Origin of the sequence: Myxococcus guangdongensis, assembly GCF_024198255.1 — a bacterium.
In the GTDB taxonomy this organism is placed as follows: Bacteria; Myxococcota; Myxococcia; order Myxococcales; family Myxococcaceae; genus Myxococcus; species Myxococcus guangdongensis.
The window spans coordinates 55976-74316 of the sequence record NZ_JAJVKW010000001.1; the positions used below are offsets into that span (position 1 = coordinate 55976).

At 70.8% G+C, this 18341-nt stretch carries 21 protein-coding genes; all 21 read right to left on the reverse strand.

Features of this window, described 5'->3' with window-relative positions; all coding sequences use genetic code 11:
• Positions 1 to 4 precede the first annotated feature (4 nt).
• A complete protein-coding gene (locus LXT21_RS00235; protein WP_046714838.1) occupies positions 5 to 385 on the reverse strand; it encodes a response regulator in 381 nt (126 codons plus the stop codon).
• 46 nt (positions 386 to 431) lie between these two features.
• The gene (locus LXT21_RS00240) at positions 432 to 1469 is read right to left on the reverse strand and encodes a protein-glutamate methylesterase/protein-glutamine glutaminase (RefSeq protein WP_254036072.1); all 1038 of its coding nucleotides are present in this window, start codon (positions 1467 to 1469) and stop codon (positions 432 to 434) included.
• The gene (locus LXT21_RS00245; RefSeq protein ID WP_254036073.1) at positions 1466 to 2347 is read right to left on the reverse strand and encodes a CheR family methyltransferase; all 882 of its coding nucleotides are present in this window, start codon (positions 2345 to 2347) and stop codon (positions 1466 to 1468) included. Before LXT21_RS00245 ends, LXT21_RS00240 begins: the two co-directional genes overlap by 4 nt.
• A gap of 15 nt (positions 2348 to 2362) precedes the next feature.
• On the reverse strand, positions 2363 to 4339 hold the full coding sequence (locus tag LXT21_RS00250) for a HEAT repeat domain-containing protein (RefSeq protein WP_254036074.1): 1977 nt from the start codon (positions 4337 to 4339) through the stop codon (positions 2363 to 2365).
• Positions 4336 to 4716, reverse strand: coding sequence for a hypothetical protein (locus tag LXT21_RS00255; protein ID WP_254036075.1), 381 nt, complete (start codon positions 4714 to 4716; stop codon positions 4336 to 4338). The genes LXT21_RS00250 and LXT21_RS00255 overlap by 4 nt, the downstream gene beginning before the upstream one ends.
• 18 nt (positions 4717 to 4734) lie before the next feature.
• Positions 4735 to 5259, reverse strand: coding sequence for a chemotaxis protein CheW (locus LXT21_RS00260; RefSeq protein WP_254036076.1), 525 nt, complete (start codon positions 5257 to 5259; stop codon positions 4735 to 4737).
• Positions 5256 to 5822, reverse strand: coding sequence for a chemotaxis protein CheW (locus LXT21_RS00265; protein WP_254036077.1), 567 nt, complete (start codon positions 5820 to 5822; stop codon positions 5256 to 5258). Before LXT21_RS00265 ends, LXT21_RS00260 begins: the two co-directional genes overlap by 4 nt.
• Before the next feature lie 34 nt (positions 5823 to 5856).
• Positions 5857 to 8604 (reverse strand): chemotaxis protein CheW, encoded by a 2748-nt coding sequence (locus LXT21_RS00270; RefSeq protein WP_254036078.1) that lies wholly within the window; start codon positions 8602 to 8604, stop codon positions 5857 to 5859.
• Positions 8601 to 8975 (reverse strand): response regulator, encoded by a 375-nt coding sequence (locus LXT21_RS00275; protein WP_254036079.1) that lies wholly within the window; start codon positions 8973 to 8975, stop codon positions 8601 to 8603. Before LXT21_RS00275 ends, LXT21_RS00270 begins: the two co-directional genes overlap by 4 nt.
• A 59-nt stretch (positions 8976 to 9034) precedes the next feature.
• Positions 9035 to 9526 (reverse strand): M17 family peptidase N-terminal domain-containing protein, encoded by a 492-nt coding sequence (locus tag LXT21_RS00280; RefSeq protein ID WP_254036080.1) that lies wholly within the window; start codon positions 9524 to 9526, stop codon positions 9035 to 9037.
• A 25-nt stretch (positions 9527 to 9551) separates the two neighbouring features.
• Positions 9552 to 9983: a transcription antitermination factor NusB gene (gene nusB / locus LXT21_RS00285; RefSeq protein ID WP_254036081.1), complete on the reverse strand. Its 432-nt coding sequence runs from the start codon at positions 9981 to 9983 to the stop codon at positions 9552 to 9554.
• 3 nt (positions 9984 to 9986) lie between these two features.
• A complete protein-coding gene (gene ribH, locus LXT21_RS00290; protein ID WP_046714846.1) occupies positions 9987 to 10490 on the reverse strand; it encodes a 6,7-dimethyl-8-ribityllumazine synthase in 504 nt (167 codons plus the stop codon).
• 40 nt (positions 10491 to 10530) lie between these two features.
• Positions 10531 to 11187 (reverse strand): riboflavin synthase, encoded by a 657-nt coding sequence (locus LXT21_RS00295; protein WP_254036082.1) that lies wholly within the window; start codon positions 11185 to 11187, stop codon positions 10531 to 10533.
• A gap of 107 nt (positions 11188 to 11294) precedes the next feature.
• Positions 11295 to 12458 carry a bifunctional diaminohydroxyphosphoribosylaminopyrimidine deaminase/5-amino-6-(5-phosphoribosylamino)uracil reductase RibD gene (gene ribD, locus LXT21_RS00300; protein WP_254036083.1) on the reverse strand — a complete coding sequence of 388 codons (1164 nt, stop codon included), beginning with the start codon at positions 12456 to 12458 and terminating at the stop codon, positions 11295 to 11297.
• A 10-nt stretch (positions 12459 to 12468) separates the two neighbouring features.
• On the reverse strand, positions 12469 to 12972 hold the full coding sequence (gene nrdR / locus LXT21_RS00305; protein WP_254036084.1) for a transcriptional regulator NrdR: 504 nt from the start codon (positions 12970 to 12972) through the stop codon (positions 12469 to 12471).
• Positions 12973 to 13013: 41 nt separating this feature from the next.
• Positions 13014 to 14270 (reverse strand): serine hydroxymethyltransferase, encoded by a 1257-nt coding sequence (locus tag LXT21_RS00310; protein ID WP_254036085.1) that lies wholly within the window; start codon positions 14268 to 14270, stop codon positions 13014 to 13016.
• A 38-nt stretch (positions 14271 to 14308) separates the two neighbouring features.
• Positions 14309 to 14752 carry a ribose 5-phosphate isomerase B gene (rpiB, locus tag LXT21_RS00315; RefSeq protein WP_254036086.1) on the reverse strand — a complete coding sequence of 148 codons (444 nt, stop codon included), beginning with the start codon at positions 14750 to 14752 and terminating at the stop codon, positions 14309 to 14311.
• Between the two features lie 19 nt (positions 14753 to 14771).
• Positions 14772 to 16028 (reverse strand): beta-ketoacyl-ACP synthase II, encoded by a 1257-nt coding sequence (gene fabF, locus LXT21_RS00320; protein ID WP_254036087.1) that lies wholly within the window; start codon positions 16026 to 16028, stop codon positions 14772 to 14774.
• Positions 16029 to 16112: 84 nt separating this feature from the next.
• Positions 16113 to 16355 carry an acyl carrier protein gene (gene acpP, locus LXT21_RS00325; protein WP_254036088.1) on the reverse strand — a complete coding sequence of 81 codons (243 nt, stop codon included), beginning with the start codon at positions 16353 to 16355 and terminating at the stop codon, positions 16113 to 16115.
• A gap of 104 nt (positions 16356 to 16459) precedes the next feature.
• Complete coding sequence (fabG, locus tag LXT21_RS00330) at positions 16460 to 17206, reverse strand: 3-oxoacyl-[acyl-carrier-protein] reductase (RefSeq protein WP_254036089.1); 747 nt, start codon at positions 17204 to 17206, stop codon at positions 16460 to 16462.
• A 4-nt stretch (positions 17207 to 17210) separates the two neighbouring features.
• Positions 17211 to 18143: an ACP S-malonyltransferase gene (gene fabD / locus LXT21_RS00335; protein WP_254036090.1), complete on the reverse strand. Its 933-nt coding sequence runs from the start codon at positions 18141 to 18143 to the stop codon at positions 17211 to 17213.
• Positions 18144 to 18341 lie beyond the last annotated feature (198 nt).

Here is an 18341-nt window from a genome sequence, read left to right on the forward strand (position 1 = left end):
CGGCTCAGGCCAGCTTCAGCAAATCCTTGACGGTGTCCATCACCACCTTGGCCTGCACGGGCTTGACCAGGTACGCACTGGCCCCCAGCGCCAACGCCCGCTCCCGGTCCGCCGCCGCGCCTTCCGTCGTGATGACGACGATGGGCACGCCGCGATGGTCCGTGGCCTGACGGATGTGGTGGATGAGCTTCAGCCCGTCCATCAACGGCATGTTGATGTCCGTGAGCACCAGGTCGAAGCGGCCCTGGGTCAACTTCTTGAGCCCCTCGGCGCCATCCTGCGCCTCGGTGCAGACCATCCCGCTGATGCGCTGCAACGCGTACATGATGCTGCGTCGCATCGCCTGCGAGTCGTCGACGACGAGGGCTCGAATCTGCTGCGTCATGGCCCGCGCACACTAACACCCGACCCCGTCGCCCCGCCCGGCCATCTCACCGTCGGCGGCGGGCCAGCGAGGCGAGCGCGGGTCCGATTTCCCCCAGTCGCAGCACCCGCTTCACCGCCCCGGTCGCCACCGCCTCGCCCGGCATGCCGTACACGACCGCGGTCTCCTCCGACTCCGCCCAGACCTCGCCCCCCGCGCGCTGCACCTCGCGCGCCCCCTGCGCCCCGTCCGCCCCCATGCCCGTCAGCACCACCGCCAGCGCGCGCGAGCCCAGCACCTGCGCCACGCTGGTGAAGAGCCGGTCCACGCTCGGCGCGTACTTGTCCACGGGCGTCGGCGGGGGCGTGTGCAACTCCAGACGCGTGCCCCGGTCCACCACCACCAGGTGCCGCCCCCCGGGCGCGATGTACACGTGGCCGGGCTGCACCACGTCCCCCTCGCTCGCCTCCGTCACGATGAAGGGGCCAATCCGGTCCAACCGGTCCGCGAAGGCCCGGGTGAACTGCGCGGGCATGTGCTGGCTCACCAGCACGCAGGGCGTCGGCTCCGCGGCCAGCCCCTCCAGCACGCGCTGCACCGCCGGAGGGCCTCCCGTGGACGCGCCGATGGCCACCACCAGGGGCAGCTCGCCAGCCACCGCCAGCGCGCGCGCCCCGGGCGACGCATGGCGCTGTCCCGGCCGCACGTGCAGGGCCGCGCGCACCTTGTCGAGCAGCTCCACGCGCAGCCCTTCCAGCTCCTCGGGCGTGCCGCGCGCGGGCTTGGCGATGAAGTCGAAGGCGCCCAGCTCCAGCGCCTTGAAGACATCCGAGCGATGCGCGTAGCTGGAGATGACGATGACGGGCGTGGGCGCCGTGCGCATGAGCAGCCGCAGGAACGTGTAGCCGCCCAGCTTGGGCATCTCCAAATCCAGCGTCACCACGTCCGGCTTGAGCTCCAGGACCTTCTTGAGGCCCTCCTCGCCGTCGGCCGCGCGGTCCAGCACGCGCACGTCCGGCGCGGACTCCAGCAGCGTGGTGAGCGTGTGCCGGTTGTGCGCGGAGTCGTCGATGACGAGCACCGAGACCGTGCCCCGCTCGCTCATCGGACCTCACCGCCCACCAGCCCCGGCAGCTCGGGCCTGCGGTACACCAGGTCTCCGCGCAGGTGCACCAGCTCGAAGTCCGCGCCCAGGTTGAGCAGGTTCTCCGAGTGCCCCAACAGCAGGTAGCCCCCGGGCACCAGCCTGTCGCGGAGGATGCGCAGCACCTTCCTGCGCGCGGACTGGTCGAAGTAGATCATCACGTTGCGGCAGAACACCGCGTCCATCTTCATCACCAGCTGACTGCCGGCCTCGTCCAGCAGGTTGTGGTGGCCGAAGGACACCATGGCGCGGACATCGTCTCGCACGCGCACCTTGGTGTTGCCCGCGGGGACGAAGAAGCGCTCCAGCAGGTCCGCGGACGTGGCGCGCAGCGCGGACGGGCCGTACTCCGCGCGCCGCGCCATCGTCAGCACCCGCCGCGAGATGTCCGAGCCGTACACCTCCACGTCCCAGCCCTCGAAGCGGGGCTCGTCCCTGAGGACCATCGCCAGCGTGTACGCCTCCTCGCCGGAGGAGCACCCCGCGGACCACAGCCGCAGCCGCTTCGTGCGCGCGTTGCGCTTCTCGAGCACGGGCAGCAGCTCCTCCCGGAAGGCCTTGAGCTGCGAGGGCTCGCGGAAGAAGTACGTCTCGTGCGTGGTGAGCGACTCGACGGCGGCCTCCAGCTCCGCGTGCCGGTTGGCGTCGTAGCGCAGGTAGCGGTGGTAGGCGCTGAAGTCCGGGACGCCGAGCGTCTCCAGCCGGGGCCACAGCCGCCGCTCCATCACGAACTTCATGTCCTCGTGCACGAGGATGCCGCAGTGCGCGTACACGTGGTCGCGCAGGAGCCGGAACTCCTCCGCGGTCATCTCCGGCCGACTGTCGTCGAAGCGAGCCACCCCGAGTCCCCCCGCTCAGCGCCGCGACAAGCGCCCCACCGCGTCCGCCAGTGCCTGTCGAGCCAGCGCGTCCGGCTCCGTCTCCAGCACCCGCCGGGCCGGCTCCAGACACTCCGGCCCTCCCGAGTCCCCCAGCACTCGCGCCGCCGCGGCGCGCACATCCCAGTGGGGATGCTCCAGCAAGGATACCGCCAGAGTCACACCCTCCCGCGACACTGCACCCGCGGACAACACCGCCTTCACCACCTCCTCGTCGGGATGCCCCGACGCTTCCCGCAGCACCTTCGCCTCCACCCGACCCAGCCTCGACAGCGCCCGCACCGCGGCCACCGCCAGCGCGCCGTCCGGATGGCGCACCAGTCGCTCCAGCTCCGGCACGCGGTCCACCGCGCCGCTCTCCCCCACCGCCTCCACCGCGGCCCGCCTCACGGAGGCGTCCTCGTCCTGGAGCGCGGAGCGCAGCAGCGCGCCCGCCTCCGTGCCTCCCAACCGTCCCATCGCGCGAGCTCCCGCCGCCCGCACGGGCGAGGCCTCGTCCGCGAGCGCCACGCGAGCCAGCTCCCGACCGACCCGGCCATCCACCTCTCCGGCCACTTCCACCGCCGCCGCTCGCCAGCGCGGGTCGACATCCCGCGCGAGCGCACGCAGCGACGGCAGCGCGGGCGCGCCTCCCACGCGGCCCAGCGCCGTCACCGCCACGGGGGTGGCCCGACGCGCCACCGCATCCTCCAGCGCCGACAGCACCGCCGCGCGGCAGCTCCCCGCGAGCACGCCCAACGCCCGCGTCGCCGCGCCCGCCGTCACCGGATCCCGCAGCAGGTCCACCAGCGGGCTGGCCGCCTCCGGGGCGCGGGTCCGCCCCAACGCCCGCACCACCACCCCGCGCAAATCATCCTCCGCCCACTCCAACAGCGCGCACAGCGGCGTGACGGAGCCGGGGTCCACCAGGTCCACCAGCGCCTCGGCCGCGGCGGCCCTCGCCGGCGCGGAAAGGTCCGCCATCGCCGCGAGCAGCAGCCGCCCTCCTTCCGAGCCCAGCCGCCCCAGCGTGCCCAGCACGTCCCGCAGCAGCCGGTCCTCGCGGGCCACCTCCGCCACCCGCACCGCGAGCGAGGCCTCGCCCATCGCCGCCACCGCGAGCAGCGCGCCGGAGCGCACCGCCACGTCCTCCGCTTCCAGCGCCTGCTCCAGCCGCGTCACCGCGTCCGGCAGTCGCCGGAGCGCCGCGAGGATGACGGCCTCCAGCTCACTGCGACGCGACGGCTCCACCAGCGAGGCCTGCGTGCCGAGCGCCGCCAGGGCCGCCTCGCGAATCGAGCGGGCGTCCGACGACAGGCCCTGACACAGCCGCTCCGTGGCGGCCACCTGGGGGATGAGGCCCAGCACCCGGAAGGCGCTGCGCCGCAGCCTCGCGTCATCCAGCAGCGCCACCACCACGGGCAGCGGCGGAGGACGACGCAGGAGCGCCAGGCCCTCCAGCGCGGACAGGCGCAGCAGCGGCTCCGCGTCACCGAGCAGCCGCGACAACGCGCGCGCCGCGTGCTCCCCGCCCACGCGCCCCAGCGCCTCCGCCACGGCCACGCGCACGTTCAGGTCCGGGTCCTCCAGTGCCTGCACGAGCGGAAGCTCCGCGGCGCCGAGTCCCAACTGTCCGAGGATGTCCGCGGCGAACTTGCGCTGGTCCGGGTCCAGGTGGCCCAGCAGCTTCACCAGCGGCGCGAGCGCGGCCGGACCCAGGCCCGCGAGGGCCTCCGCCGCGGCGTTGCGCGCGCCCGTCTCGCCGCGCTCGCCCAGCACCGAGACGAGTCGTGAGGCCACGTGCTCGGGAGGCGTCAGCCGCTGAAGCCCCGTCGCCGCCGCGTGCCGCACGCGCCAGCTCTCGTCGTGCAGGCCGGTGACGAGCACGTCGAGGATGCCCTCTGCTCGCGGATCCAACTCCTGGAGCGCGCGGTAGCGCTCCTCCTCCGCGGGGAAGATGGGCAGGTGGCTCATTCGAAGACCCGGTCGGACCCTTCCTGCGCGTAGAACCAGATGGCGTAGATGCCCAGGCAGGTGCCCAGCGGGAAGTTCGCCAGGTTCAGGATGCCCAGCACCAACGCCAGCACCCGCGACCACGTGCGCCGCTTCAGCAGGCCGATGCCCGTGACGAGCCCCGGCAGGCAGTACACCAGGATGCAGACACTCACGCCGCCGCCGAACCACCAGAAGTCGGCGCGGTCCTTGGCCGACGCGTTGTCACTGATGATGCCCAGCCCCATCACGGTGAAGAAGAGCATCGCTCCGATGCCCACCAACACCGTCAGTCCATTCACCACCAGGAAGCTGATGCCGAGGATGCGGCGGTGGTTGTCCAAATCACTGCGAGGCATGGCCCTTCCCTTCATGGTTCATCGCGCCGGACGAATCGCCTCGCGCTCCAACTCCGCGCGCAGCAGCGCCTTCAAGTCCAGCAACAGTCGCAACCGGTCCGGTGGACCGCACACGCCCACGACGAAGGGCGAGCGCCCCGCCACCGTCAACGCGGGCGCGGGCTTGATATCACCCCGGCGCGCGCGCAGCACCTCCGCCACGCGCTCCACCTTCACCGCCACCCGCCGCGCGCCCAACCTGCAGACCAGAAGCCTCGCCTTGCGCGACTCCACCGAGGGCTGCCCCTGCAACCGCTTGCGCAGGTCCACCACCGGCAGGATGACGCCGCGCAGGTGCACCACGCCCTCGACGAACGAGGGCGCGTGGGGGATGGGCGTCACGCGCTGGAGCGGGAGCACTTCTTCCACACGCTGGATGTCGAGCGCGTATTCGTCCTCGCCCACGAAGAAGGCGCACAGCTGCACCGGGGTGTCCGGGGGTCCCGCGGGCGCCTCGTGCACGCCGGAAGGATGGTGCGACAGCAGGTTGACGGAGTCCTTCATGACGCCAGCGCCTGTTCCGGGTCCAGGAGGATGAACAGCGAGGGGCCGCGTCGGCCGATGGCCACCACGCAGTCGCGGTCTCCGAGGCGGAGGCTCGACGGTGGCGGCTCCAACATGGAGGGCTTGAGCTTCACCACGCCGCTGACGCTGTCCACCCAGACACCCGCGGGCCCCGTCTGCGTGCGCAGCACGAGGATGCGCGCGTCGCGCGGAGGCACGGGCGCGTCGGGACCGGCGACCAGGGGCGCTCGCTCCGCGAGCCCCAGGCGCACCTTGATGTCGTACGCGGGCAACAGCTCTCCGCGAAGGTTCAACACGCCGAGCAGTTGGGGCTCCGCCCGGGGTATCTCCGTCAGCGGCGGCACCTTGGAGATTTCGCGCACCGCGCGGATGGGCACCGCGTAGGACTCTCCCTCCAGACGGAAGGCGAGGTACTCCTCGGGGACCTCCTCGGGCGTGACGGAGGCCACGCCGTCGCTGCCGGCGGCGAAGTCCTGCAGCCCGCTGACGTCCTCGTCCGGACGGAAGAAGAAGTCGTCGAGCAGTGCGGCGAACCTGGACACGGCTCGCGAGGATAGCAGCCGGCCGCGCCTGGCGTCAGGCCCGCCTTCGCTCCATGGCCAGCCCGTCTTCCAGCAGCGCGCCGACATCCAGCACCAACACGGGAGTCCGGTTTCCCAGGTCCGTGGCGCCGGAAATGCCCCGGACGGATTGGAGCCGGCCGCCCAGGGGCTTGGTGACGATGTCCTGCTGCCCGTGCAGCTCGTCCACGGCGATGCCCAGCCGCTCCTGCGCGAGTCCCACCACCACCACGAAGTAGCGGCTCACCGGCCGTTCGGGGAGACCGAACAGGCGCGACAGGCGCACGAAGGGGAGCGTCTGTCCGCGCAGGTCCAGCACCTCGCGCCGCTCCACGGTGCGAATCTCGCGGGGCTGCACGGAGAGGATTTCGAGCACGCTGTTGAGGGGAACCGCGTACGTGCGAGCACTCACGCCCACGACCAGCGCGCGGATGATGGCCAGCGTGACGGGCAGCGTCAGGTGGAAGGCGGTGCCCTTCCCGCGCTCGCTCCACACGTCGATGATGCCGGAGAGGTTGCCCAGGTTGTTCTTCACCACGTCCAGGCCCACGCCGCGGCCGGACAGCTCGGACACGCTGCGAGCGGTGGAGAAGCCTGGGAGGAAGATGAGGTTGAGCAGCTCGCGGCGGCCCATCTCCTCGGCCTGCGCGAAGGTGATGAGGCCGCGCGTCAGCGCCACCTCGCGCACGCGCAATTCGTCGATGCCCGCGCCGTCGTCGCTCACCTCGATGACGACGTGGTTGCCCTTCTGCACCGCGCGCAGCGCCACCACCGCGCGGCGGGACTTGCCCGCGGCCAGTCGTGCGTCCGGAGACTCCACGCCGTGGTCGATGGCGTTGCGGATGAGGTGCATGAGCGGGTCGCTCAGCTCCTCGACGATGAGCTTGTCGAGCTCCACCTCGCCGCCGCCGATGACGAAGTCGATCTCCTTGCCCGCCTCGCGGGTGATGCGACGCACCAGTCGGGCCAGCTTGTCGAACACCTGGCCCACGGGGACCATGCGCGCCTCGAGCAGTCCCTCCTGGAGGGCCTCCAGCTTGCGCTCCAGGCCGCGGGTCTCGCGCGCCAGCTCCTGACCGAAGAGCTTCGACAGCGGCACGACGCCATCCTGCCGCGCGGACTCGGCGAGCCGCTGGAGGTTGGCCTTGATGAGCAGGAGCTCGCCCACCATGTTGATGAGGCCATCCAGCTTGCCGATGTCGACGCGCACCGTCTGCGTCAACGAGCGCAGCGACGGCTCCGGCGCCGCGGCGGCCACGGTGGGCGGAGGTGTCGAGGCAGGGGCCTCGGCGGAGGTCGACACGGCACGAACGGGGGCGCGGCCTCCCGGGCCCTGGAGGTACGTCACGAGCGACGGCCCGGTGGAGCCCGAGCCACCCTGGGGCAACGCCACGCCACCCGGGCCCATGACCGGGGAGGAGCGCAGACCCGAGGGGAACACGCCCGAGTTCGCGACGGTCGCGCTCCAGCCTGCGGAGGGTGCGCCGGGGCCGCGTGTCCCAGCCGGGAGTCCCGGGTCCGAGGGAGGAATGAGGCCCGGGGGAATCGCCCCCGTCGGAGGCGCCGACGAGGGATTCACGCCTCCGGCACCAGGGCCCATCGTCGATGCCCCCGACAGGTGCGCGGAGGCAGCGCCACCAGCGCCAGGCCCCAGGGGGAACGTGCCCGGTATCTGCCCTGAGGGATTCACGCCTTCGGCGCCATGCTCCATCGGGTGCATGCCCGGCACCTGCGCCGAGGAATTCCCCCCACCCTGCCCCATCGGGGACGTGCCCACGTCCTCACGCCCGGCGCCACCCGGCGCCACTCCAGGCCCTTGTTCCGTGAGCGGCAGCGACGGCTGTCGCCCCTCCGCCGTCCCCTTCGCGCCGCGCTTCTTCCCGCCGCGCTTCGTCGTGGGCGGCGCGACCGTGGAGACCTCGGGACGCGTACCCGGTGGCTCCACGACGATGGCGGGAGTCTCCACCACCCGGGCCAGCACCTCCGCCGAGTGGGCCGTCGCGGGCACTCCCACGGGCCGCACGTTGAGGGGCGCGAGCTCCGCGGGCGTCCCACTCAGCCCGGACTCCAGCTCCATCACCGACACGTGCGTGCCGAAGATGAGATCGAACGCGATGCCATGCGCCCCACCCGGCCGCGCGGACGGCAGCGTGCTGATGACCTCGCCCAGCGGCTTGAGGCGCGTGTTCAGGTCCGCCAGCCCCTTGTCGAAGTCCGACAGGTCGAACGCCGCGCGCACGCGCCACAGCGCCACGCCCCGCCGCACGTTCTCTCGGAGCCGATGCTCCTCGTACTCGGTGAAGACCGAGCGCACCTGCGCTTCCAGCTCCAGCCGCTCCAGCGGGTCCTCATCCAGCGCGATGGGCGCCTCGCCCAGGCGGATCAACCGCTCCGCCATGCCCTCCACGCGCCGGCTCAGCCCCTCCGTCTCCGAACCCCGCGCCGTCTCCGCCAACAGCGCCTGGAACGCATCCAGCGCCTCAATCAGCGTGTCGAGCACCGCGTCGTCCAGCAGCAGCTTGCCCAGCCGGAGCCGGTCGAGCAGGTCCTCCGTCCCATGCGCCAGCCGGGAGATGCGCTCCTGGCCGAACAGCCCCGCCAGGCCCTTGAGCGAGTGCGCCGCGCGGAAGATGCCATTGACCCGCTCCGGGTCCGCCTCGTGGCCGCGCCGCTCGTCCAGCACCAGCAGGTCCTTGCCGAGCGCCTCGAGAATCTCGGTCGCCTCGGCCACGAACTCGGCCAGGGCCTTGCTCGGAGGACTCACGGCAGCTTCAGGTACCGGCGCAAGAGCCCCTCGAGACTGCCGGGCTGGAACGGTTTGACCAGGTACTCCGCCGCCCCCAACGCCATGCCCCGCTCGCGGTCCTGCTCCCGCCCCTCCGTGGTGATGATGAAGAGCGGCACGTCGCGGTAGTTGGGGTTCTTCTTGACGAAGTTGATGAGCTCCAGCCCGTTGATGTCGGGCATGTTGATGTCGGTGATGATGAGGTCGAAGCGGTGACGCGGCAGCAGCTTCAGCGCCTCGAAGCCGCTGGACGTCACGACGGCCTCGATGCCATCCACCGCCTCCACCGTCGACGCGATGTATTCGCGCGACGCCTTGGAGTCCTCGACAATCAACACCTTGACACGCATGCGTGCACGCCCCGGACGGTCTCCCGATGCTAACAGAAGGCCTGCCCGGTCGCCGAGCTTCAGCCCTTCCTGCCTGGTAGGAGCCGGACGAGCCCCTTGTCCGTCAGAAGGGCCACCCGTCCGCCCTTGAACGCGGGCAGGAAGCCCTTCTGGAAGGCCTCCGCCCGCGCCGCGTCGTCCAGCGAACCGCCGCCGGGGATTTCCAGCGCCACCGACGCCACCTTGGCCCGGCTGAGCACCTTGCCCGCCTCGGCCAGCGCCTCGTGGAGCCCCTGGGCGTCCAGCGCCTTCCGGGCCCCCAGGCCCACGACGAAGATGCGCGGCACCTCCAGCTTCCCGTCCGCGGGCAACAGGAGCCAGTCGTCCTTCACGCCGGAGAAGAAGCCGCCCTTGAGCACCCGCGACAACACACCGCACAGCCGCCAGTCCACGTAGCCCGCGGTGGCCGGCAACGGGCGATCATCCTCGGCCACGAACAGGCACAGGGCGTCCACGCCCGTCAGCGAGTCCAGCCCCTCCATCCCGATGTCGTGCGTCGTCGTCTGGCTCACCGCGGTTGCTCCTCGGCTCGGGACTTCAGTCCTTCTTGAGCGCCACCGCCACCCGGTCCAACAGGCCGTTGACGAAGGCGCTGGACTCCTCCGTCCCGAAGTTCTTCCCCAGCTCCACCGCCTCGTTGATGGTGACCTTGCGGGGGATGTCCGGACGGTACTTCAGCTCGAAGATGCCCACGCGCAGCACGTTGCGGTCGATGCGGGACATGCGGTCCAGCCGCCAGTTGTGGCTGTGCGACTCGATGAGCCGGTCAATCTCCGCGCGGTGGCCCTGCACGCCGTCCACCAGCTCGCGGGCGAACTTCACCGCGTCGGGGTCCCGCTTCGGCTCCTCGGCCTCGGCGGAGGCGGTCCACGCCGACTCCAGCGCCTCGTACACCGACGTCCCCGGCGTCATCTCCAACTGGTAGAGCGCCTGCAACGCCCGCTCACGTCCCGTTCTGCGCGCGCCCATGGACTAGCCCTTCCTCGCGTCGAGCGCGGGGATGCGCGCATACAGGTTCACCATCTCGATGCAGGCCAGCGTGGCCTCGGCGCCCTTGTTGCCCGCCTTCACGCCCGCCCGGTCGATGGCCTGCTCCACCGTGTCGGTGGTCAGCACGCCGAACGTCACCGACGTCGCGGGGTTGGCCGCCGCCGCGTTGAAGGCCACCGCGCCGATGCCCTTGGCGCACTCGCCGGCCACGTAGTCGAAGTGGGGCGTGCCGCCACGGATGACGGCGCCCAGGGCGATGACGCCCACGTACTGACGCGACTCCGTCACGCGGCGCACCAGCCCGGGCAGCTCGTACGTGCCGGGGCAGCGGTACACGTCCACGTCCGCGTCGGCCACGCCGTGGCGCACCAGCGTGTCCACGGCGCCCTTGGCCAGCTCCTCGGTGATGAAGCCATTGAAGCGGGCGACGCAGATGGCGAAGCGGCCCTTGGGGGGGAGGAAGTCACCTTCGATGTAGCGAGGCATGCGGGGCTTCCTACACCACCCGCGCCCCCGCCGTCGCCTGCTACGGCGTGCCGAAGCCCGCCGCCCGGACGGCCGCCTCCGTCACCCCACCCCCGCCGCCCACCTGCCCGCGCTGGAGCGAGAACAGCCGGGCCACGTACTTCCCAATCGGGTCCGCCTCCAGGTTGACCCGGGCCCCCACCGCCTTGGCCCGCAAGGTGGTGCGCTCCTGCGTCTCCGGAATCAGCTGCACCCCGAAGCGGTCCGCGCCCACGCTGTTGACCGTCAGACTGATGCCGTCGATGGCCACCGAGCCCTTCTCGATGAAGTACGGCGCCAGGGACTCGGGCAGGCCGAACACCATCACCCACGAGCCGCCTTCCGGGTAGGTCTCCAGCACCGAGCTGACCTGGTCCACGTGCCCGGAGACCAGGTGCCCGCCCAGCCGGTCCCCCAGCGCCAGCGCCCGCTCCAGGTTGACCCTGTCCCCGGGCCGCACCCCGTCCAGCGTGGTGCGCCTGAGGGACTCGGGCGCCACCTGCACCCGGAAGGTGTCCCCCGCCAGCTCCACCACCGTGAGGCACGCGCCATCCACGGCGATCGACTCACCCAGCGCGAAGCCCGAGGCCCCCAGCGCCGTGCGAATCCACAAGTCCGTCATCCCACCCGGAATGACGCGCTCCACCCTGCCGATGTCCTGAATGAGCCCGGTGAACATGATGCCCAGGCTTATAACGAACGGCCCTCCGGGTCGCCCCCGTCCGGCGCGCCGATGTGTCCGTCATTCACCGACACCATGGCCCCGCTCATGGGCGCCTGAAGTGCCTAGAGCAGCGCCTGGAGCAGGATGTCCGGGCCGTGCTGCTCGAAGGTGAGGTCCTTCACCGCGAGCGCCTGGGCCATCTCCTTCACGCCCAAGTCACCGGCCCACGACATGCCCTCGCGACCGAGCAGCTTGGGCGCCAGGAACAGCGCCAGCTCGTCCGCCAGCTTCTCGCGCAGGAAGGAGCCGTACATCTCCGAGCCGCCCTCCACGAGCACGTGGTTGTGGCCGGAGCGGGCCAGCTTGCGCAAGAGCGCCTTCAGGTCCACCCGGTCCGCCTTGGGGCGCACCTGCCACACCTCCACGCCCTGGGCGAGGAAGCGCCGGGCCTTGCGGCCCTCGGGGTCCTCCAGCGTCGCGATGATGGTGCGCGCGGAGCTCTTCTGGTTGAAGACGGTGTAGCGCGGCGACAGGCGCAGCCGGCTGTCCACCACCACGCGCAGCGCGTCCTTGCCCTGGCCACCGGGCAGCCGCGTGGTGAGCTTGGGGTCGTCGTGGCGCACGGTGTTGGCGCCCACCAGGATGACGTCCACGGAGTCGCGCAGCCGGTGCACCCACTCGCGCGCCTTCTCGCCCGTCACCCAGCGCGAGTCCCCCGTGGCCGTGGCCAGCTTGCCGTCCAGCGTGGCCGCGGCCTTCAGCGTCACCCAGGGCAGGCCCGTGCGCAGCTGCTTGAAGAAGGGCCGGTTGAGCTTGTCCGCCTCCGCCTGGAGCACGCCGGTGACGACCTTCACGCCCGCGCGGCGCATGCGCGCCACGCCCTTGCCGCTCACCTTGGGGTTGGGGTCCGCCGAGCCGCAGAAGACGCGGCGCACGCCCGCCTCGATGATGGCCAGGCTGCACGGCGGCGTGCGGCCATAGTGGTCGCACGGCTCCAGCGTGGAGTAGAGGTCCGCGCCCCGCGCCTTGGCGCCCGCGGCCTCCAGCGCCACCACCTCCGCGTGCGCCGTGCCCGCCTTCTTGTGGTAGCCGCGCGCGATGATTCGGCCGCCCTTGACCAGCACCGCGCCCACCACGGGGTTGGGGCTGGTGCGGCCCAGGCCCTTGGCGGCCTCCTCCAGGGCGATGCGCATGAAGAACTCGGCCACCGCGCGGTCGAAGTCCGCCGCCCGCTTCGCCCGGGGCGCCCTCGTGGCTTCGAGCTTTGCCCGCGTGAGCAGCCTCATCCGTTCTCCTTCAACTCCCCTGGCCCGGGAGGAGCGGCGGCTTCGACTTGCGCTCGCGCTCCTGGTCCTCGAGCAGGTCCTTCAGCTCATGCAGGAACTCGGAGATGTCGCGGAAGCTGCGGTACACGGAGGCGAAGCGCACGTAGGCCACCTCGTCCATCTGCTGCAGCCGGCGCATGACCTCCTCGCCGATGACGGACGAGTTGATCTCCTTCTCTCCCATGCCCTGCAAGAGCCGCTCGATGGCCACCACGGTCTCCTCCAGCTTGTCGGCGGAGACGGGGCGCTTCTCGCAGGCCTTCTTCAGGCCGCTGACGATCTTCTCGCGGTCGAACGCCTCCCGCCGGCCGTCCTTCTTCACGATGAGCGGGTAGAGCTCCTCCACCCGCTCGTACGTCGTGAAGCGGCGCTTGCAGGCCAGACACTCGCGGCGCCGCCGGATGACGGAGCCCTCGTGTGACTCTCTCGAGTCGATGACCTTGTTTTCGGCATCCTGGCAGAACGGGCAGCGCATGGAGGCGGGAGAGAATCTCCTGTCGGCGAACGAGCGGCGAGCTACTTCAGACGCGAGGCGTACAGCGGGAAGCTCTGGGCCAGCTCCTTCACCTGCCCGCGGATGCGCGCGAGCCCGGCGTCATCCTGGGCCGCGTCCAGCGCGGCGCCGATGAGCTTGCCCACCGTGGCCATCTGGGCCTCGCGCATGCCGCGCGTGGTGATGGCGGGCGTGCCCACCCGGACGCCGGAGGTCACCATCGGCTTCTCCGGGTCGAACGGAATCATGTTCTTGTTCACGGTGATGCCCGCCTTGTCGAGCACCGCCTCGGCCACCTTGCCCGTCAGGTTCTTGGGCCGCAGGTCCACCAGCATCAGGTGGTTGTCGGTGCCGCCGGACGTCAGCCGCAGGCCCGCGGACTTGAGCGCCTCCGCCAGCGCGCTCGCGTTGGCGACGATCTGCTTCTGGTACGCCTTGTACTCCGGCGTCAGCGCCTCGCGCAGGGCCACGGCCTTGCCGGCGATGACGTGCATCAGCGGGCCGCCCTGGATGCCGGGGAAGATCTGGCTGTTGATGGACTTCGCGTACGGCTCCTTGCCCATCACCAGGCCACCGCGCGGACCGCGCAGCGTCTTGTGCGTGGTGGTGGTGACGATGTCCGCGAAGGGCACGGGCGAGGGGTGCACGCCGGCGGCGACCAGGCCCGCGATGTGCGCCATGTCCACCATCATGGAGGCGCCCGCCTCGTCGGCGATCTCGCGGAACTTCGCGAAGTCGAGCGTGCGCGGGTAGGCGCTGGCGCCCACGACGATGACCTTCGGCTTGTGCTCCAGGGCCAGCTGCCGCACCTGGGCGAAGTCGATGGTCTCCGTCTCGCGCGTCAGGCCGTAGTGGACGACCTTGTAGAGCTTGCCGGAGAAGTTGAACGTGGCGCCGTGGGTGAGGTGGCCGCCGGAGTTCAGGTCCAGCGACAGCATGGTGTCACCGGGCTTCATGAGCGCCATGTACGCGCCCATGTTCGCCTGGCTGCCCGAGTGCGCCTGCACGTTGACGAAGTCCGCGCCGAACAGCTGCTTCGCGCGGTCGATGGCGAGGTTCTCCACCACGTCCACCACTTCGCAGCCGCCGTAGTAGCGCTTGCCGGGGTAGCCCTCCGCGTACTTGTTGGTGAGCACCGAGCCCACCGCCTCCATCACCGCGGGGCTGACGAAGTTCTCCGAGGCGATCAGCTCCAGGCCTTGCTCCTGGCGCTCGGTCTCATGACACACGGCCTGGGCAATCTCGGGGTCCACCTCGGCCAGAGTGCGGGTGTTCTCCATGGCTGATCTCCTCACGACGACGGGTACTGCGAAGGCCGCTAGCCCTGGGACTCGGCCTCGCGAATCTTCTGGACGCGGCGCTCGTGGCGACCGCCCTCGAACGCCGTGCCGAGGAACGCCTCCAGGATGGCCCGGCCCACGCCGGCCCCCACCACGCGCTGGCCCAGGCACAGCACGTTGGCGTCATTGTGGGCCCGCGCCATCCGGGCCTCGAACTCCGTGGTGCACAGGGCCGCTCGCACGCCCTTGTGCTTGTTGGCGACGATGCTCATGCCGATGCCGGTGCCACACACCAGCACGCCCAATGTGGCCTCGCCGGACGTCACCGCCTTCGCCACGCGCGCGGCGAAGTCCGGGTAGTCCACCGAGTCCCGGGCGAAGGGACCCACGTCCTCGTGGGCCACCTTCTTCTCCTGGAGCGCCGCCACCAATTCCTGGCGGAGCTCCAGGCCCGCGTGGTCCGAAGCGAGAATGACTTTCACGCGGGTCTCCTCGCTCCCGTTACTGGAAGCGCTTGAACAGCAGCACCGCGTTGGTGCCGCCGAAACCGAACGAGTTGCTCATCACCGCGTCCACCCGGAGCTCGCGCGCCTGGTTGGGCACGTAGTCCAGGTCGCACTCGGGGTCGGGCGTCGTCTGGTTGATGGTGGGAGGCAGGATGTTGCGCGACAAGGCCAGCGCGCTCACCACGCCCTCATAGCCGCCCGCCGCGCCGAGCATGTGGCCCGTCATGGACTTGGTCGACGACACCGCCACCTTGCGGGCGTGGTCGCCGAACACCGCCTTGATGGCCTTGGTCTCGTTCGCGTCGTTGAAGGGCGTGGAGGTGCCGTGCGCGTTGATGTAGCCCACGTCCTCGGGGTTCATCCCCGCCGACTGGAGCGCCAGCCGCATGCAGCGCGCCGCGCCCTCGCCTTCCGGCGCCGGCTGCGTCACGTGGTACGCGTCCGAGTTGGCGCCGTAGCCCACCAGCTCCGCGAGGATCTTGGCGCCGCGCTTCTTGGCGGCCTCCATCTCCTCGAGCACCAGCATGCCCGCGCCCTCGCCCATGACGAACCCGTCCCGGTCCTTGTCGAACGGGCGGCTGGCCGCCGTCGGGTCGTCATTGCGCGTGGACAGCGCCTTCATCACCGAGAAGCCGCCCAGCCCCAACGGGGTGATGGCCGCCTCGGCGCCTCCGGCGATGGCCGCGTCCGTCTCGCCCAGCTTGATGGACTTCCAGGCCTCGCCGATGGCGTGGGCGCTGGTGGCGCAGGCGGACACCGGAGCCCAGTTGGGCCCCTTGCAGTTGTAGCGCATGGAGATGAGGCCCGGCGCCATGTTGACGATCATCTGGATGATGAAGAAGGGCGACAGCCGGTCGAACCCCTTCTCCAGGCCCTTGCGGTGCTGCTCCTCCAAGGAGGAGATGCCGCCGATGCCCGAGCCCACGATGACGCCCACCCGCTCCGGCACATAGCCGTGCGGCACGTCCGGGCCCACCGGCAGCCCAGACTCCTCCACCGCCATCGCCGCGGCGGCCATGGCGTACTGCGCGTAGAGGTCCATGCGGCGCACCTCGCGCCTGTCGATGAACTTCTCCGGCTCGAAGTCCCTCACCTCGCCGGCGATTCGCGTGTCGATCTTCTTGGGGTCGAAGCGGGTGACGAGGGAAATGCCTGAAGTGCCAGCAAGCAGCGCCTGCCAGTTCTTCTCGGTTCCTGTGCCCAGTGCCGAGATGAGCCCGGTACCGGTGATGACGACTCGACGGTGTGACACGGTCCTCTCCGGTGGCGCCTGAGACGCCGGGGACGCCGCGCTTCAACGCGGCGTCACCCCGCCCCCCGGCACACAGTGTGCTGTCTACTTCTTGTGGTCGGTGACGTACTTGATGGCGTCGCCAACGGTCTTGATGTTCTCGGCCTCCTCGTCGGGGATTTCGACCTCGAACTCCTCCTCCATCGCCATCACGAGCTCCACGATGTCGAGGCTGTCGGCGCCAAGGTCCTCGATGAAGGACGACTCGGGCTTGATCTCGTCCTCTCCCACGCCGAGCTGGTCGGCGATGATGTTCTTGACCTTGGCCTCAATAGGTGACGTCGACATAATGCTGAACCCTCCAGGAACCAGATGTAGGCCCGGAAGGCTTCCCGAGCCCTGTCGAAAGCCGGCGCGGTATATCCCACGCCCGCTGGCAATCCAACCTTGGGTTACATGTACATGCCGCCGTTGACCTTGAGGACCTCGCCGGTGATGTAGGAGGAAGCGTCACCCGAGAGGAAGAGGACGGCCTGGGCCACCTCCTCCGGGTTGCCCAGCCTCCCCAGCGGGATGCCCTCCACCATCTTCTGGCGCAGCTCGTCGTTCAGATGGGCCGTCATGTCCGTGCTGATGAACCCGGGGGATACGGCGTTGACCCGGATGCCCCGGCTGGAAAGCTCCTTGGCCACCGTCTTCGTCAGGCCCACGAGGCCCGCCTTGGCCGCCGAGTAGGCCGACTGGCCGGGGTTGCCCATGTCGCCCACGACGGAGGTGACGTTCACGATGGCACCCGAGCGCTGCTTCATCATGGGCCGGCTGGCGGCCCGGATGAGGGCGAAGGGGCCGCGCAGGTTGGCGTCGATCTGCTTGTCCCAGTCGTCGTCCTTCACCCGCATGACCAGGCCGTCCACGGCCATGCCCGCGTTGTTGACGAGCACGTCCAGCCGGCCGTGGCTCTTGACGATGCCCTCGATGGCGGCCGCGCACGCGGCGGTGTCCGACACATCGAAGCGCAGCGACTCCGCCTTGGCGCCGGCGGCGGTGAGCAGACCCACCGTCTCCTGGGCCGCGGCCTCGTTGCCCGCGTAGCTGATGATGACCGTGGAGGCGCCCGCCTTCGCGAACGCCACCGCGCACGCCCGGCCAATGCCGCGCGAGCCACCCGTCACCAACACCACCTTGTCCTTGAAGCTCATGCGCTCACCCCAGCGCCGCGAGCACCTTCTCCAGGCTCGCGGCGTCCTCGACGTTGAAGGTTTCGATGTCCTTGGTGATGCGCTTGACCAGGCCGCACAGCACCTTGCCCGGCCCCAGCTCCACCACGCGCGTGACGCCCTCGGCCTTGAGCGCCTCCACGCATTCAATCCAGCGCACCGGCGCGCTCACCTGCTCGAGCAGCAGCGGCACCACGCGGGAGGCGTCCTGGTTGGGCCGCGCCTCCACGTTCGTCACCACCGGCACCGACGGCGCCGACAGCTTCACGCCGCCCAGCACCGCCGCGAGCCGGGGCTTCACCGGCTCCATCAGCGCGCAGTGGAAGGGCGCGGACACCGGCAGCGGCATCACCCGCTTGGCGCCGGCCTCCTTGCACTTGACGCCCGCGCGCTCCACCGCCGCCACGTCGCCGGCAATCACCGTCTGCTCGGGCGAGTTGTAGTTGGCCGGCGACACCACCTGGCCTTCCGCCGCCGCGTCACACGCCGCCTTCACCTTGGCCGGCTCCAGCCCCAGCACCGCCGCCATGGCGCCCACGCCCGCGGGCACCGCCTCCTGCATGAAGCCGCCGCGCGCGCGCACGGCCCGGGCCGCGTCGCCCAGCGACATGGCGCCCACGGCGACCAGCGCGGAGTACTCGCCCAGCGAGTGGCCGGCCACGAAGGCCGCCTGGGGGCCGCGCCGGGAGAACACCGCGTGCGCCGCCACCGACACCGTCAGGATGGCCGGCTGGGTGTTGGCCGTGAGCTTCAGCGCGTCTTCTGGTCCCTCGAAGCAGAGCTTGGAGAGCGACTCTCCGAGCGCGTCGTCCGCGGCCTCGAAGATGGCGCGGGCCTCGGGGAACTTCTCGAAGAGGTCCTTGCCCATCCCGACGGCCTGGCTGCCCTGCCCGGGAAACACGAATGCGACCTTCGCCATGTGCGGTCTCTGCCTCCTGATACGTCCAAATCCGTCCTGTGACATCGGGCGCCTTCGCGCCGACATCCCCCGGGCCACGGCCTTTGGCCGGGAATCACTCACCCGACCTCGCGGGTCGCGGGGCGCGTCCTGTCTCCAGCCGGTCCTGACGTCACCTCGAGGAGACTCGTCGCAGCCCAATGCCCAGGCGTCCGCTCT